Origin of the sequence: Bradyrhizobium prioriisuperbiae (assembly GCF_032397745.1) — a bacterium.
Classification (GTDB): Bacteria; Pseudomonadota; Alphaproteobacteria; order Rhizobiales; family Xanthobacteraceae; genus Bradyrhizobium_A; species Bradyrhizobium_A prioriisuperbiae.
The window spans coordinates 4,670,818-4,684,836 of record NZ_CP135921.1; the positions used below are offsets into that span (position 1 = coordinate 4,670,818).

A 14,019-nucleotide genomic window follows, 5' to 3' on the forward strand; every position below is an offset into this window, starting at 1 on the left:
TCGCTCACGATTTGGCCTTGGAGGTCGGCCAGTTGTGGGTTTCGCCGGTGGCGTCCCTGCACCAGCGATAGAACGCGTCATAGAGCGCGATTCCGGCGTCGAGCTGCCTGAGATCGTCGTCGTACATGCGTGACAGGCCGAGGGAGGCCGCCAGCAGGCCCGGCGCTTCCGGCGACAAGTTGAGGCGTCCGGTATCGGCGGCGCGGACCATGGTCGCCAGCCGAAGCAGGGGCGGCGTGGCCAGGCCGAGTTCTTCGATCAGGATATCGAAGGTGCAGAGTTCGCCGCGATGGCTCCAGAATGTGTTCTCGATGTCGAACGGTACGGCATTGAAACGCTCGCCGACGGCGGAGACCTCCGAAGGCGCCACGAACAGGAACACCGCGTCGGGATCGACAAAACGCCGGATCAGCCAGGGGCAGGCGATGCGATCGATTTTCGGTCGCGAGCGGGTGACCCAGACGGTGCGACCGGAAGAATCCCGCTCGGGCAGTTTGGCTGTAGGGACGAGCGGCAGCTTTGCGGCTTTCCAGCCTTCGAAGCCGCCCTCCAGAGTTTCGGCCGCAACGCCCGTGTGGCGGAGCCATGCCGCGGTGCCTTCGGCGAGCTTCGCGCCTCTTTGGCAGATCACGATCACCGAACGGCCGGCCATGGTCGCCGACCACTGGGCCACGGTCTCGTGCGAAGCCCTGGCGGCACCGGGGATCAGCCGCGGGTCCGCGGCAAAATCCTCGCTGGTGCGCACATCGACAAGCACAGGCGTATTCGCCGTGCCGATGAGCCGTGACAATTTTTCAGATGAGATAGAGGTATAGGATGACATGCGGGCGCCCTCGTGGGAAACGGGACGCGATACTTGGGCATGTCGCCTCGTGGGGGGATCGCAGGCCCCCATATGCGAGAGCTAAGGCGAATGGCGGTGGTCTGTCAAGCCGCCTTCAGGGGCGCTCAAGGCCATTTGGGATGAAGGTCATCGATCACAAACGAGTGCGCGTGAGCGGCTGGTTGCCCGCGCATATGTGGGTGGTCCGATGGCAGCTCGGGATGGTGATGCTGGATGACATCGGAACTTTCTCTGGGCCACAATCGGGTGGCCAGCGCCGCACCGGCAAACGCGATGGTCGCCAGAACCAGGAGCGTGGCCGGAACTCCGGCGGCAATGGCGAGCCATCCCGCCAGCGGATAGGTCAGAAGCCAGCATCCATGCGACAGCGCGAACTGCGCGGCAAAGACGGCCGGCCGGTCGGCGGGCTGTGCGGAGCGGCGGAGCAAGCGGCCGGACGGCGTCATCACCGCTGAATAGCAGATGCCGAGCAGCGCCCATGTCAGCAGCAGCGCTCCCCAGACAAGGTTTGAGCCGGAAGGTCCCCATCCCAGAACGGCGATAACGGATGCAAGGCAAAGCAGTGTGACGCCGAGCGCCGCGGCTGCGGGCAGTATGACGGCACGGTCGGAAATCCGCTCGAGCATGCGCGGCAGCAGCAGTGCTGCCGCCATGGACCCGCCGCCGAAACAGGCCAGCGCAATGGCAACATTGCTGTCGGTCCCGCCGAGCAGGCCCCGCACCACGACCACGGTGTTGACGATCACCATCGCGCCCGCCGCCGCGACCGACAGGTTGAGGGCCAGAAGCCCCCTCAAGCGCGGCGTCGCGAGATAGATGCGCAGGCCGCGCGTGGTGTTTTCGTAGATGCCGCCCATGCGGTCCGCGGCTGGAGGCTGGGGAATCGTAACGGAAAGAACCAGGGCCGCGGAACAGAAGAACCCGATGACCGTGCCGAAGAAAAGCCAGTTGAAGCTGATCAGGGTCAGCAAGGCGGCTGCCAGTGTCGGGCTGAGCAGGCTTTCCATGTCATAGGCCAGTCGCGAGAGTGACAGGGCCCTGGTGTAGTCGCCCTCGTCGGGCAATACGTCCGGAATCGTGGCCTGGAACGTCGGCGTGAAGGCCGCCGATGCCGACTGCAGCACGAAAATCAGAACATACACCTGCCAGACCTGATTGACGAACGGCAACGCGACGGCGATGGCGGCGCGCGTGAGGTCCATCGAGACCAGGAAAGCGCGGCGCGGCAGATAATTGGCGAACCCGCTGACCACCGGTGCCACTCCGACATAGGCGATCATCTTGATGGCCAGGGCGGTGCCGAGCACGGCTCCCGCCTTGGCGCCCGCGATCCTGAAGGCCAGCAGGCCGAGCGCGACGGTCATCATTCCCGTGCCGATCAGCGCGATGACCTGCGCGGCGAACAGGTGCCGATACGTTCGGTTGGCGAGCACGGACAGCATTGGCGACCTCCGACCGGTTACTCCGCGGCACGCCGGGAGAGGAATTCGTCGGACTGGCGATCAGAATTCCCCTGTCGATGTGTCGTTGCGAAATGGGAATACAGCGCGGGCAGCACCAGAAGCGTGAGCAGGGTTGCGCTGATGAGGCCGCCGATCACCACGGTTGCCAGGGGCTTCTGCACCTCGGCGCCGGTTCCTGTCGCAAGCGCCATCGGCACGAAACCCAGCGAGGCGACGAGCGCCGTCATGATGACCGGGCGAAACCGGGTGAGGGCGCCCTGGCTGATGGCCGGATGGATGTCGATGCCTTCGGAGATCAATTTTCGAATCTGGCTCAGCATCACCAGCCCGTTCAGGACGGCGACCCCGGACAAGGCGATGAAGCCGACCGCGGCCGAAATCGAAAACGGCATGCCGCGCAGCCAGAGCGCGGCGATGCCGCCAGTCAGCGCAAGCGGGACCGCGCTGAAGACCAGAAGCGCATCCCGCGCCGACCCCAGCGCGCCGAGCAACAGCAGGAAGATCAGGAGGAAACAACCCGGCACCACGAACATCAGGCGCTGCCTGGCCACCGAGAAGTTCTCGAACTGGCCGCCCCAGGACAGCCAGGTGCCCGGCGCCAGCTTGATCTTTTCGCTCACCGCCGCCTGCGCCTCCGCCACCAGCGAGCCGATGTCCCGGCCGCGGATTTCGGCTGTGGTGACGACGCGCCGCTTGCCGTTCTCGCGGCTGATCTGGTTGGCGCCTTCGGTCTGTTCGAACATGGCCAGGGTTCGCAGCGGGACAGAGGCCGCCGGCGCGTTGTCGCTGAGTCGGGGCAATTGCACCGGCAGGTTTTCCAGCGCCGCGATGTCGTTGCGCAACGTGTCGTTCAGCCGGACGATGATCTGGAACCGGCGGTCGCCTTCGAACACGAGGCCGGCAACCTTGCCGCCGATGGCGGCTTCGATCACGTCCTGGATTGCCAGCAGGCTGAGGCCTCGCCGGGCGATCTCGGCCTTGTCGATCTTGATCTCCAGGAAAGGCAGCCCGGTGGTTTCCTCGACGCGGACGCTCTCGGCGCCGTCGATGCGCCGCAGGGTGTTGGCGATGCGTCCGGCCGTTCGCTGCATCTCCTCGAAATCGTCGCCAAATACCTTGACCGCCAGGTCCTCCCGCACGCCAGCAACCAACTCGTTGAACCGCATCTCGATCGGCTGGGAGAAGCCCACCTTGTTGCCGGGCAGCTTGGTGGCTTCCGCTTCGATCTGCTTGATCAGGTCTTCCTTCGATTGACTCGGGTCGGGCCACTCGTTCTGCGGCTTGACGATGATGTAGGTGTCGGACGAACTTGGCGGCATCGGGTCGGCCGCAAGGTCCGGCGTGCCGGTGCGGGAGAACACGAATGCGACCTGGGGAAACTTGCTGATCGCATTTTCGATCAGAAGCTGCATCGCCTGCGCCTGCGACAACGATGTGCTGGGGACGCGCTTCACCTCCATGACGATATTCTTTTCGTCGAGGGTCGGCGTGAACTCCTGCCCCAGCCGGGTGAGCAGCAAGGCCGCGGCGGCGAACAGCAGCGTCGCGCCGGCGATGACGGGCAGCGGCGAGGCGATGACGCGAGACAGCAGCGGCTCATAACCCGCCTTGAGTTTGCGGATGATGGCGTTCTCCTGCTCGTTGACCGGCCTGGTCACGGTCAGGCCGATCATGGCGGGAACGAACGTCAGCGACACGACAAAGGCCACCACCAGCGCGATGATCACCGTCAGCGCCATGGGTTCGAAGGTCTTGCCTTCGACGCCGGTGAAGGTCAGCAGGGGAACGTAGACCAGGATGATGATGAGCTGGCCGTAGACCGTCGGCCGGATCATCTCGCTGGCGGACTCGGTGACGGTGCGCAGCCGTTCCTCCAGCGACAGCGCGCGACCATATTCGCGCTGGCGTTCGGCCAGATGGCGAAGGCTGTTTTCGGCGATGATCACTGCACCATCGACAATCAGCCCGAAATCCAGGGCGCCCAGGCTCATAAGGTTGGCGCTGATCCTGCCCTGCAGCATGCCCGAGGCCGTCACCAGCATGGTGACGGGGATGACGCAAGCGGTCACCAGCGCGGCGCGCAGGTTGCCCAGCAGCACGAACAGCACGACGATGACGAGCAGGGCGCCTTCCGCCAGATTCTTGGCGACCGTCTCGATGGTGGCATCGACCAGTTGGGTGCGGTTCAGCACGGTATGCGCGTAGATGCCGGGCGGCAGCGTCCGGCTGATCTCCTTGATTTTGGCATCGGCTGCCGCTGCGACTGTGCGGCTGTTGCCGCCGATCAGCATCAGCGCCGTTCCCAGCACGACCTCCCGGCCGTTGACGCTGGCGCTGCCGGTGCGCAACTCCCTGCCAATTGTGACCTCGGCCACATCCTTGACGCGAACCGGCACGCCGGCTCGCGTCGCCACCACGATCTGCGAAATGTCCTCGCTGCTTTCCACGCGACCACTGGCCCGGACCACATAGCCTTCGCCGTTCTGCTCGATGTAGTTGGCGCCGCGGCTGACATTGTTGGCCTCGATCGCGCCGATGACTTGGTTGAGCGACAGCCCGAAACTGATCAGCCGCAACGGATCGGGCTGGACCTGGAACTGCTTGACGAAACCGCCGATGGCGTCAGCGCCGGCAACGCCCGGCACCGTCTTCATCTGCGGGCGCACGATCCAGTCCTGCACGGTGCGCAGATACACGGTGCGCTGGAAGTCGTCGGTCAGGCGCTCGCCCTCGGGGGTGAGATAACTGCCGTCGGTTTGCCATCCCGGCTGGCCGTCGCGCGCAGGTGCGATTTCGCCAGGTTCGGCGTATTCGACGGCCCACCAGTAGATCTCGCCAAGTCCGGTCGAGATCGGCCCCAGTTTCACCTCGACGCCGGGTGGAAGGCTGGCCTTGGCTTCGTTGATGCGTTCAGACACCTGCTGACGGGCGAAATAGATGTTGGTGCGGTCGGTGAAGACGGCTGTGATCTGGGCGAAGCCGTTGCGCGAGAATGAGCGTGTCGATTCCAGGCCGGGTGTGCCGGCCAGCACTGTCTCCAGCGCCACCGTGACTTGTTTTTCGATCTCGACCGGGGTCAGGGCGGGTGCGACGGCGTTGACCTGCACCTGGACGTTGGTGACGTCAGGAACGGCGTCGATCGGAAGCCTTGTCAGCGACCAGAGGCCCGACACCGCGGCCGCTATCGCGATCAGCAGAATCAGCCACCGGCGCCGCACCGAGAAATCGACGATGCTCTCGATCATCGCTCAATCCTCGTCCTTCGGCTTCGCAAGCTCCGCCTTGAGCGAGAACGTATTGGTGACGGCGATGGTGTCGCCGGGCATCAAGCCGGAGACGATTTCGACGGTCTCGTCTTCCCTTTGGCCGAGCACGACATCGCGCTTTTCAAAGCCGTCTTTGGTGCGGACGAACACGATGGGGCGGCCGTCCAGTTTCTGAATCGCCGATATCGGGGCGACGACGGCGGCATCGCGTTCGTTGAGTGCGATCGCCGCGGTGACGAACGAGCCTGGGCGCCAGCGCGCGTCGGTATTCGGAATTTCGGCGACGACCCGCGCCGTTCGTGTATCCTTGTCGACCAGCGGGCTGACGAAGATGATCTTGCCGGTGACCGTCTCCGAAAGGCCTCTTGCCGAAATCCTGACCGGCTGGCCTTCCTTGATCGATGGCAGATCGGCGGACGCCACCGACAGCTCCACCCAGACCCGGCTCAGGTCGACAACGACAAACAGCTCCGTTTCGAGGCTGTCGCGGCCGACGGCCGTTCCCAGCTCGACCTTGCGTTCGACCAGTCGTCCCGAGATCGGCGCCCGGACGTCTTGGCGGCGCAACGACGCTTCGGGGGCCTTGGGCAGCGCAACGATCTCGCTGTCCTGAAGGCCCAACGCGAGAAGTTTCTGCCGCGCGATGTTGAGGCGCATGTCGGTCTGCGCCGCCGTGGTGCGGGAGCGAAGAAACTGCTGCTCCGTCGAGACCCGGCTATCCCAAAGCATCTTGTCGCGCACAAACAATTCCCGCTGCAGTTCGTCCGTCAGCCGGGCGGCGAGATATTCGCTCTTGGCGTCGGCCACTTCGCGACTTTCGAGCACGGCGATGACCTCGTCCTTGACCACATCGTTGCCGATGTTCTTGCGCAGCTCCGCGACCGTCCCGGACAGCTTGACCGACACATGCGCGATCCGGTTGGCGCTGGGAACGATGGTGCCGGGCACGACCAGGCGCTTGGCAATGGTTGCGGGACCGACACCGGCCTGCTCGATCTGGGCCAGCTTGATCCGCTCGTCATCCATCGGGATGACGGATGTTTTCGTCTCTGCCGCTTCCGGCTTGGCCGCACTCTGTGCGGCTTTTTTATCCGCACCAAAACCGACCGCGCGCTGCAACGTGGTGGACAGTCCCGGTGCCAGGGCGACAAGGGCTGCGCCCGCTGCGAAGGCAACCAGGACGGGGAACAGGCGGCGTGCCATCAGGCACCTCTTCTGAATGAGCCGCATTTTCCAGAACGCAAACGCGCGCAAGCGGTGGTGTGCATTGTCACAGGTATTTCGAGATCGCTTTGAATTCGGCGAGCACGGCCTTGGTGGCTTTGCCGGGCCCGTTCGCGGCGGCGTCCAGGCAATGATCGACATGGTCGTGGATCAGGGTCCGCTTGGCCTCGGAGATCGCCTTCTCGACGGCATGCAATTGCTGCGCGAGATCGAGGCACGAGCGCCCCTCGCCAAACATCTCGATGACGCGGCGAAGATGCCCGTCAGCACGCTGCAGCCGTTTGACGATGTCGGGATGGGTTTCGTGGATGTGATCATGAGCCATGGCATAAACCTATCCCCCTGGAGGGGATATGGCAACGGCTGTTTTGTCGCGGAAAGCAATGGGGAGTGACGTTTCTGCGCACCGTTGCCGGGGGGCCCGGAACGGCACAAAAGCGGGCGACTGCGTTTGAAATCAGCTGCCCTTATCCTGCTCGGCATACCCCAGCAGGTTCAGCAGCAGCGTTCCCGTTTCGCGGCCGATGCGCCCGCCGTCGACGGCGGTGGTGAGCGCCGGCAGGCAGTAGCGCGAGATCTCGAAACCGCCGAAGCCGATGACGGCGGGTTGTCCGGTCACGCTGAGGCCTATGGCCTGGGCTTCGGTGAGCGCGCCGAATGCGCAGGGGTCGGACACGCACATGATGGCATCGATGTCGGGCCCGCGCTTCGGCATCTGCGGCAGCGCCACGTGCAAGCCGGCGCGTGCTGGCTGGACTGCTGGCCGAGCTGCCGCCGATGCGTGTATCATGCAGCCAGACCCGGTAGGCAGGAGAACACATGGCCGGCGGAATATCCATTCATGCGGTCGATGTCGCGAGCGGGCGTCCGGCCCAGGGCTTGCGTGTTGAGATCTGGCGAACCGAAGGCGCGCCGACGCAGATCGCCGAAGGCCGTCTTGGCGCCAATGGCCAGCTCGACCATCCCATCGTCGGCGGATCGGGCATCGAAGCCGGCGAGTATGAAGTTCGCTTTTATCTTCGAGAATTCTTCGCGGGAGGCGACGGTGCGAGCTTCCTCACTGTCGCGCCATTTCGATTCAGGATCGAGCAGGTGGACGAGCATTTTCATCTGCCGCTGAAGTTCACCCGCTGGGGGTACTCCCTGTTTCGGGGCGCGTGAGGCGTTAGCTCGTCAATCGTTTCGACAGCCCGGTGGCCCGCTCCATGATCGCCATCAGCGCCACCGTGGCGATGATCAGGACCCCCGACAATGCGGCGATGGTCACGTCGAGCTTGCCCTCGAGGTCCTGCCACATCCGGATCGGCAGCATGTCGGTGGCCGCATCGCGCAGGAACAGCGACACCGGCACATTGTCGAACGACGACATGAACGCAATGAAGGCGCCCGCGATCACGCCCGGACGGATCAGCGGCAACACGATCCGCCTGAATGTGTAGGTGCGGCTGGCGCCGAGAATGCTCGAGCTTTCCAGCAGGGTCGGCTCGAGCTGGGCGAGCGACGCCACCGTGTTGCGCACCACATAGGGAACGCAGACCACGGTGTGGCCGATCACCAGAGTGAGTGCGGACACCGGCAAACCGATCAGCGAGAACAGCATCAAGGCGGACAGCCCGAAGGCGAGGGCGGGAAGCACCAGCGGCGACATGAACAGCGAGTCCAGGATGCGCGCCGACAGTTTCGGTGACCGCGCAATGGCCAAGGCCGCGGCAACACCGAGAACGATCGACAGGCCAGTCGACCACATCGCCACGACAAAACTGTTGCGCGCGGCAAAATGCAATTGCCACGCATTCCATAGCTCGGCATACCAGCGCGCTGAATAACCCGGCGGCGGGAACTTGAGCGAGAACCCGTTGGTGAAGGAGACGATCAGGACGACCAGCGACGGCGCGATGATGACGACCAGTGCGATCAGCGCGATCGCTGTCAAAACGACCTCGAAGCTGATGGCCTCCCAGGTGCGTTTGCGGCCGCCCATCGCTCAGGCTCCGCCGTAGCCGCGGGACAGCCGGCCCAGCAAACCGAACACGCTCACCACGGCGAGAACCGCCAGCAGGAAGATGATCGAGATCGCGGAGGCGAACGGCCAGTTCTGCAGGGTCGAAGCCTGCTGGTAGAGATACATCGGCATGAACAGCATTTGCCCGCCGCCGACCAGCGACTGGGTGATGAAGGCCGTGATGGCGGCCGCATAGGTGAGCGTGCAACCGGCGATCACGCCCGGCAGCGACAGCGGCAGTATGACTTTCCAGAAGGTGCGCCAGCTTCCGGCGCCCAGCGAACAGGAGGCATCCTCGAGGTTGCTGTCGATGCGTCCGAGCGCCGTGATCAGCGGCAATGTCATCAGCGGCATCTGCACCTGGGCGAGAGCGAGCACCACCCCGAGCTGGGTGTAGAGCAGCCGAATCGGGGTGTCGATCACGCCGATGGATTGCAGTGTCGCGTTGATGATGCCCTGGCGCCCCAGGATGACGATCCAGGCAAAGGTGCGGACGACCACACTTGTCAGCAGCGGCAACAGCACGATCAGGATGATCAGTGTCTGGGCCCGCGATCCGACCCGGTGGTAGAGCCAGGCGATCGGAAAGCCCAGCACCAGGCACAAGGCGGTGACTTCAGCGCCCAGCAGCAGCGTCGAGCCGAGCACGCTCAGGCTGAACGGGTCGGTCAGGAAATGGACGTATTGGCCGAAACCCCAGGCGGCACCGGCCGTATCGTTGTGCAGTGACAGCACCAGGAGCTGGACCAGTGGCGCGACGAAGAACACCAGGAAGAACAGGGCCAGCGGCGCGGCCAGCCCCAGGCTGTAGGATGTCACGTCGCGCGGCACCGATGCAGCCATCGCGATTCTCAGAGCTTGATTTCGCGGTTGAACCGTTCGATCCAGGCGGACCGCTGCTCGTTGATTTTTTTCCAGTCCTGGAACACGAACTTCTTTTTCAACTCCGCGGTGTCTTTCGCCAGCACGCTCGCGATCTCGCCGCCCATGGCGACCTTGGAGTTGGTCGGGACGATCAGATAGGGCGAATTCATCAAGGTGGTCTGCACCTGCGGTGAGAGGGCCGCTTCGATCAGCTTGAAGGCGAGGTCCTTGTTCGGCGAGTTCTTGACGACATGGATCGTGGTCTTGAAGGCGATCGCGCCTTCTTTTGGCGCCACGAATTCAACGGGAACGCCGCGCGCCTTGAGAATCTGGATGGCATTGAAATTGCCGGGCGAGATGTCGATCTGGCCCTGCTGGAACAGCGTTGCCAGCGCACCCGGATTGGCCGCGACCGCCGCCAGATTGGGTTTCAGCGCCTCCAGCGCCTTGAAGCCGGGATCGACATTGGCCTCCGAGCCGCCATGCATCCGGGCAACCTCCACAAGCCATCCGGTGCCCAGGGTCGAATTGAGATTGGTGATGCCGACACGCCCCTTGAATTCCGGCTTCCAGAGGTCGGCCCAGGAGGTCGGCGGCGTCTTGATGGTCTCGGGATTGTAGGTGAGGCCAACGACCTGGAAGAACGGCGCCGGTCCCATCGGCTCCTGCGCTTCGGTGATGAGGTCCTTGTAATAAGTGCTCTTCTCGACCGGGAAGGGCTCGACGATGTCCTGACCGATGGCCACCAGCGCCGGGCCCGGATCGTGCAGCATCACGTCGATCGGCGGATTGGCGCGGGCCGCGTTGACCTTTGCGATCTGGTCGACGGACAGCATCGGGTCGAGCACGATCGACGCGTCGGCGTTGGCCTTGCGGAAGGCCGGGACCAGCACCGCCTTGTGGGCCTCTTCCCAGCTTCCGGTGAAGGTGGCGAACACCAGCGGGCGGGCCTGGGCATAGCTCAGGCCGGGGAACGCTCTCATGGCCCCAAGTGTCAATGCGGTCGTTAGAAGTGTTCTGCGATGGATCATCAGGTTTGTCTCCCGCTGGTAATATTGACGCTGTGCTCAAAGTGATGCTGGAAAAACGGTGGCGAGGGCCGGCGCAAGCGGTGCAACGCGCACCGCAAGACCACTCTCCAGCAGGCGCGTCTCGCCGAAGCGCGCCTGGGATATTTTCACGCCGGAGCCGTCGGCGGTCGTGACTTCATGCACGACGGTTGCGCCGAGGGGCAGCGCCATTCCGACCACGCCGGCAAAGCCGGACTCGTCGCTGACGAACTGCAGGTGTTCCGGCCGAATACACACGGTGACGCGTCCGCCGTCCGCCATCGATTTCGACGCCGGCCGGGCGATGATCTCGGCGCCGGCGTCGAGGCGGACTTTCGCACCGGTCGGATCGCTCGATACCAGCGTGCCCGGCATGCGGTTGGTCGACCCGACGAATGTGTTGACGAACAATGTCTGCGGACGATCGTAGACGTCGGAGGGAGAGCCGAACTGTTCCAGCCGGCCCTGGCTGAGAACGGCGACACGGTCGGCCATCGACAGCGCTTCTTCCTGGTCATGCGTCACGATCAGCGTCGTGATTCCGGACACACGTTGCAGCCGCTTGATTTCGATCTGCATGTCCAGCCGCAGGTTCTTGTCCAGCGCCGCGAAGGGCTCGTCGAGCAGCAGGATCGATGGCTTGATCGCCAGTGCGCGCGCCAGCGCCACGCGTTGCTGCTGGCCGCCGGAGAGCTGGCGTGGCAACCGCTCGCCCATCGCGGGAAGCTGGACGAGTTCGAGCAGGCGCTGCGCCTCGCGCCGCCGTGTCGCCGTGTCGACGCCGCGTGCGGCGAGGCCATAGGCGACATTCTCGGTGATGGTCAGGTGCGGAAACAGGGCGTAGTTCTGGAACACGATGCCGACCGCGCGCCGGTTCGGCGGCAACCGGTCGACGATGTCGTCGCCGATGATGATCCGCCCCTCGGTCTGGGCGATAAATCCCGCAACGATGCGCAGCAGCGTGGTCTTGCCGCAGCCCGATGGCCCGAGCAATGCGATGATCTCGCCGCCCTTGATGTCGAGATTGATGTTCTCCACCGCGATCGCACCGCCGGGATAGCGGTGCGTGATCCCGTCAACGACCAGCGAACGACCGCCCTTTGCGTCACTCATGGAGAGCTCCCTCCCGGATCGTTGGGAAAGCGTTGCGATGGTCGCGGCGGGCCCCCGGCTTCTTGAGCGTGGTTTTGGCCAGCACCTCCAGCAGCGCCGTGCCGGTGCGCTGCACGTGCGCCGAGAGCAGGCGCCCGGCCGCTGCGCCGTCGCGGGCCTCGAGCGCGGCAAGAATGCCCGAGTGCTCGTCGACGGAATTGCTCCAGCGCCGGTCCGCACCGAGCGCCAGATAGCGGGCGCGCTCCGCCCGCGACAGCAGCGTTTCGTGCGCCTCGCGCAGCGGCGCATTGCGCGCTGCGCGGACGATCAGGCCGTGGATCTCGCCATTGATGGCGAAATAGTCGTTCAGCTTGCCGTCCCGGTGATGCTTCTCCATGCGCGTCTGCAGCAGGCGCAGGCGCTGCAGGTCGCGCGCGGTGGCGCGCCTGGCCGCGAGTTCGGCCGCGAGCCGCTCGATCCCCGCCAGCGCTTCGAACAACTCGATGATGCGATCCGGTTCGATATCCGCGATCCGCGGGCTGCGGTTGGGTCTCAGCTCCACGAGTCCCTCGGCGGCCAGCAGCTTCATGGCTTCGCGCAACGGCGTGCGGGACACGCCGAGCGCGCTGGAGAGCCTGGTTTCCTGCATCGACGCACCCGGCGCCAGTTCGCCGTGAATGATCATGGCGCGCATCCGCGCCGCGGCGCGCTCATGCAGGCCCGCTCGCTTGAGCTGGAGTGTCTTGCGCCCCGCACCTTCGTCCGTCGGTTTCTGCACGCATCCGCCTCGCTGGAGGTCCATGCTAGCCGGGATGGATGTCAGGCGTTGCCCAAATTTATTCCGTATCCGGATGAAAACAAAAGCATTTTGAACAAAGTGCATGCAGTGTGCAGGAATTCGGTGCGGCGAAGGCGTCAGGGACGGGTGGTTGAAACGAGCCGATGCTGTTGCGATCGGGGGCTGCCGAACTGCTGGCGAGGGCGCGGCCGCCACGCCGTAACGCCTGCCAAAGGTGATGGATCTCTCGCGCCTAATCCGCGCGCGTGGTGCCGCGCGGCGTCAAGTGCACGTCGATCTTGATGCGCTGGCTGGTCTTGCCGTCACTGATATCACCGCTCTCATCCTGCTCGGCATGTCCCAGCACATTCAGCAGCAGCGTTCGGGTCTCGCGGCCGATGCGGCCGAGCGCCACCGAATATCACCTCTCCCACGACAACGATTTTGCTCCTGTTGGCCCCGGCGCATCGGATCGCAGGGAATCGTGGATTTGGCGGAGTTGGCGCAGCACGGTCGATGAAGATGGGCACCATAGCTTCGCCGCGGCGCCGTAACGAGTTGCGATAGCGCACGCCGAGGCAATCGGGAATGCGACGCAAGGTGCCGGAGTCGCTACGCCAGGCTCGTGCTTTTCCCTTGTGAGTATCTCAAAATTGAGATATATTGGATTGTGCCTTGGCGTGTCGAAATCCTCAACGAAACCGTTGTCGCGGAGATCGCCGCCCTTCCGCCCGATATGCAGGCGCGCTTTCTGCGGCTTGCGGAGCGTATTGCCTCGGCCGGGCTGGAAAGCCTGAGCGAACCTCACGTCAAGCACCTTGAGGGGAAGCTCTGGGAGTTGCGGCTGACGGGCCGCGACGGAATTGCTCGCGCCCTTTACATCACGGCGATCGGCCGGAGGGTCGTCGTGGTCCGAGCATTCGTTAAGAAAACTCAGAAGACGCCGCGTGTCGAGATCGAACTTGCGTTACGGCGAGCGAAGGAGATTACATGACAATCCCATTCGAGAAGCTCAAGGCTCGTCTCATGGCCAACCCCAAAGTCAAGGCCGAGTATGACGCGCTAGCTCCAGAATTCGAGATCGCCGCTGAATTGCTCAGGGCTCGCTTGCGGGCTGGCCTCTCGCAGTCCGAATTGGCTGCCCGAATGGGCACCAGCCAGTCTACGATCGCTCGACTTGAAAGCGGACAAACCCTGCCGAGCACGAAGACGCTACTGCGTTATGCCGAAGCGACCGGCAGCAAGTTCCATGTGCGGCTCTCGGCGGCCTGATGCGGCGCTTGCGCGCGATCGGCAACGGCATCGAACAAAATCGCGAACTGGCGTGCCCGAAGAGATTCGAACTTGTGACCTTTTCTGATCTGGCCTTGCCCGATGTCCGACTTGAGGCCGGGATGCGCACCAAAGCGGACGGGCTCCCACGCCTCTGATGGGTTC

General features: G+C 64.2%; 16 protein-coding genes. 4 read left to right on the forward strand and 12 right to left on the reverse strand.

Annotated features, from left to right (window positions below):
* Positions 1-4: 4 nt before the first annotated feature.
* From RS897_RS21970 to RS897_RS21995, 6 genes are all read right to left on the reverse strand, one after another.
* Positions 5-823, reverse strand: coding sequence for a chromate resistance protein ChrB domain-containing protein (locus RS897_RS21970; protein WP_315830828.1), 819 nt, complete (start codon positions 821-823; stop codon positions 5-7).
* A 125-nt stretch (positions 824-948) separates the two neighbouring features.
* Entirely contained in the window at positions 949-2,286 is a 1,338-nt protein-coding gene (locus tag RS897_RS21975) for an MFS transporter (RefSeq protein ID WP_315830829.1), read from the reverse strand.
* A gap of 17 nt (positions 2,287-2,303) precedes the next feature.
* Complete coding sequence (locus RS897_RS21980) at positions 2,304-5,552, reverse strand: efflux RND transporter permease subunit (protein WP_315830830.1); 3,249 nt, start codon at positions 5,550-5,552, stop codon at positions 2,304-2,306.
* Positions 5,553-5,555: 3 nt separating this feature from the next.
* Positions 5,556-6,776 carry an efflux RND transporter periplasmic adaptor subunit gene (locus RS897_RS21985; RefSeq protein WP_315830831.1) on the reverse strand — a complete coding sequence of 407 codons (1,221 nt, stop codon included), beginning with the start codon at positions 6,774-6,776 and terminating at the stop codon, positions 5,556-5,558.
* 67 nt (positions 6,777-6,843) lie between these two features.
* The gene (locus tag RS897_RS21990; RefSeq protein ID WP_315830832.1) at positions 6,844-7,122 is read right to left on the reverse strand and encodes a metal-sensing transcriptional repressor; all 279 of its coding nucleotides are present in this window, start codon (positions 7,120-7,122) and stop codon (positions 6,844-6,846) included.
* Between the two features lie 132 nt (positions 7,123-7,254).
* Entirely contained in the window at positions 7,255-7,527 is a 273-nt protein-coding gene (locus tag RS897_RS21995; RefSeq protein WP_407654277.1) for a substrate-binding domain-containing protein, read from the reverse strand.
* An 89-nt stretch (positions 7,528-7,616) separates the two neighbouring features.
* On the opposite strand from RS897_RS21995, the gene RS897_RS22000 reads away from it, so the two are divergent.
* The gene (locus RS897_RS22000; RefSeq protein ID WP_315830834.1) at positions 7,617-7,958 is read left to right on the forward strand and encodes a hydroxyisourate hydrolase; all 342 of its coding nucleotides are present in this window, start codon (positions 7,617-7,619) and stop codon (positions 7,956-7,958) included.
* 4 nt (positions 7,959-7,962) lie between these two features.
* Here RS897_RS22000 and RS897_RS22005 read toward each other — a convergent pair whose 3' ends face one another.
* From RS897_RS22005 to RS897_RS22030, 6 genes are all read right to left on the reverse strand, one after another.
* Positions 7,963-8,778 (reverse strand): ABC transporter permease, encoded by an 816-nt coding sequence (locus RS897_RS22005; RefSeq protein ID WP_315830835.1) that lies wholly within the window; start codon positions 8,776-8,778, stop codon positions 7,963-7,965.
* 3 nt (positions 8,779-8,781) lie between these two features.
* A complete protein-coding gene (locus tag RS897_RS22010) occupies positions 8,782-9,642 on the reverse strand; it encodes an ABC transporter permease (RefSeq protein WP_315830836.1) in 861 nt (286 codons plus the stop codon).
* A gap of 8 nt (positions 9,643-9,650) precedes the next feature.
* A complete protein-coding gene (locus RS897_RS22015) occupies positions 9,651-10,697 on the reverse strand; it encodes an ABC transporter substrate-binding protein (protein WP_315838714.1) in 1,047 nt (348 codons plus the stop codon).
* Between the two features lie 33 nt (positions 10,698-10,730).
* Positions 10,731-11,825 carry an ABC transporter ATP-binding protein gene (locus RS897_RS22020; RefSeq protein ID WP_315830837.1) on the reverse strand — a complete coding sequence of 365 codons (1,095 nt, stop codon included), beginning with the start codon at positions 11,823-11,825 and terminating at the stop codon, positions 10,731-10,733.
* Positions 11,818-12,582, reverse strand: a complete 765-nt coding sequence (locus tag RS897_RS22025; protein ID WP_315830838.1) for a GntR family transcriptional regulator — start codon at positions 12,580-12,582, stop codon at positions 11,818-11,820. Before RS897_RS22025 ends, RS897_RS22020 begins: the two co-directional genes overlap by 8 nt.
* A 253-nt stretch (positions 12,583-12,835) precedes the next feature.
* Positions 12,836-12,997, reverse strand: a complete 162-nt coding sequence (locus RS897_RS22030; RefSeq protein ID WP_315830839.1) for a hypothetical protein — start codon at positions 12,995-12,997, stop codon at positions 12,836-12,838.
* A gap of 255 nt (positions 12,998-13,252) precedes the next feature.
* Here RS897_RS22030 and RS897_RS22035 point away from each other — a divergent pair, with 255 nt between their 5' ends.
* From RS897_RS22035 to RS897_RS22045, 3 genes are read left to right on the forward strand one after another with little or no spacing between them, the layout of a single operon-like run.
* Positions 13,253-13,576 carry a type II toxin-antitoxin system RelE/ParE family toxin gene (locus RS897_RS22035; RefSeq protein WP_315830840.1) on the forward strand — a complete coding sequence of 108 codons (324 nt, stop codon included), beginning with the start codon at positions 13,253-13,255 and terminating at the stop codon, positions 13,574-13,576.
* A complete protein-coding gene (locus tag RS897_RS22040) occupies positions 13,573-13,854 on the forward strand; it encodes a helix-turn-helix domain-containing protein (RefSeq protein WP_315830841.1) in 282 nt (93 codons plus the stop codon). Before RS897_RS22035 ends, RS897_RS22040 begins: the two co-directional genes overlap by 4 nt.
* Positions 13,854-14,012 carry a hypothetical protein gene (locus tag RS897_RS22045; RefSeq protein WP_315830842.1) on the forward strand — a complete coding sequence of 53 codons (159 nt, stop codon included), beginning with the start codon at positions 13,854-13,856 and terminating at the stop codon, positions 14,010-14,012. The genes RS897_RS22040 and RS897_RS22045 overlap by 1 nt, the downstream gene beginning before the upstream one ends.
* Positions 14,013-14,019 lie beyond the last annotated feature (7 nt).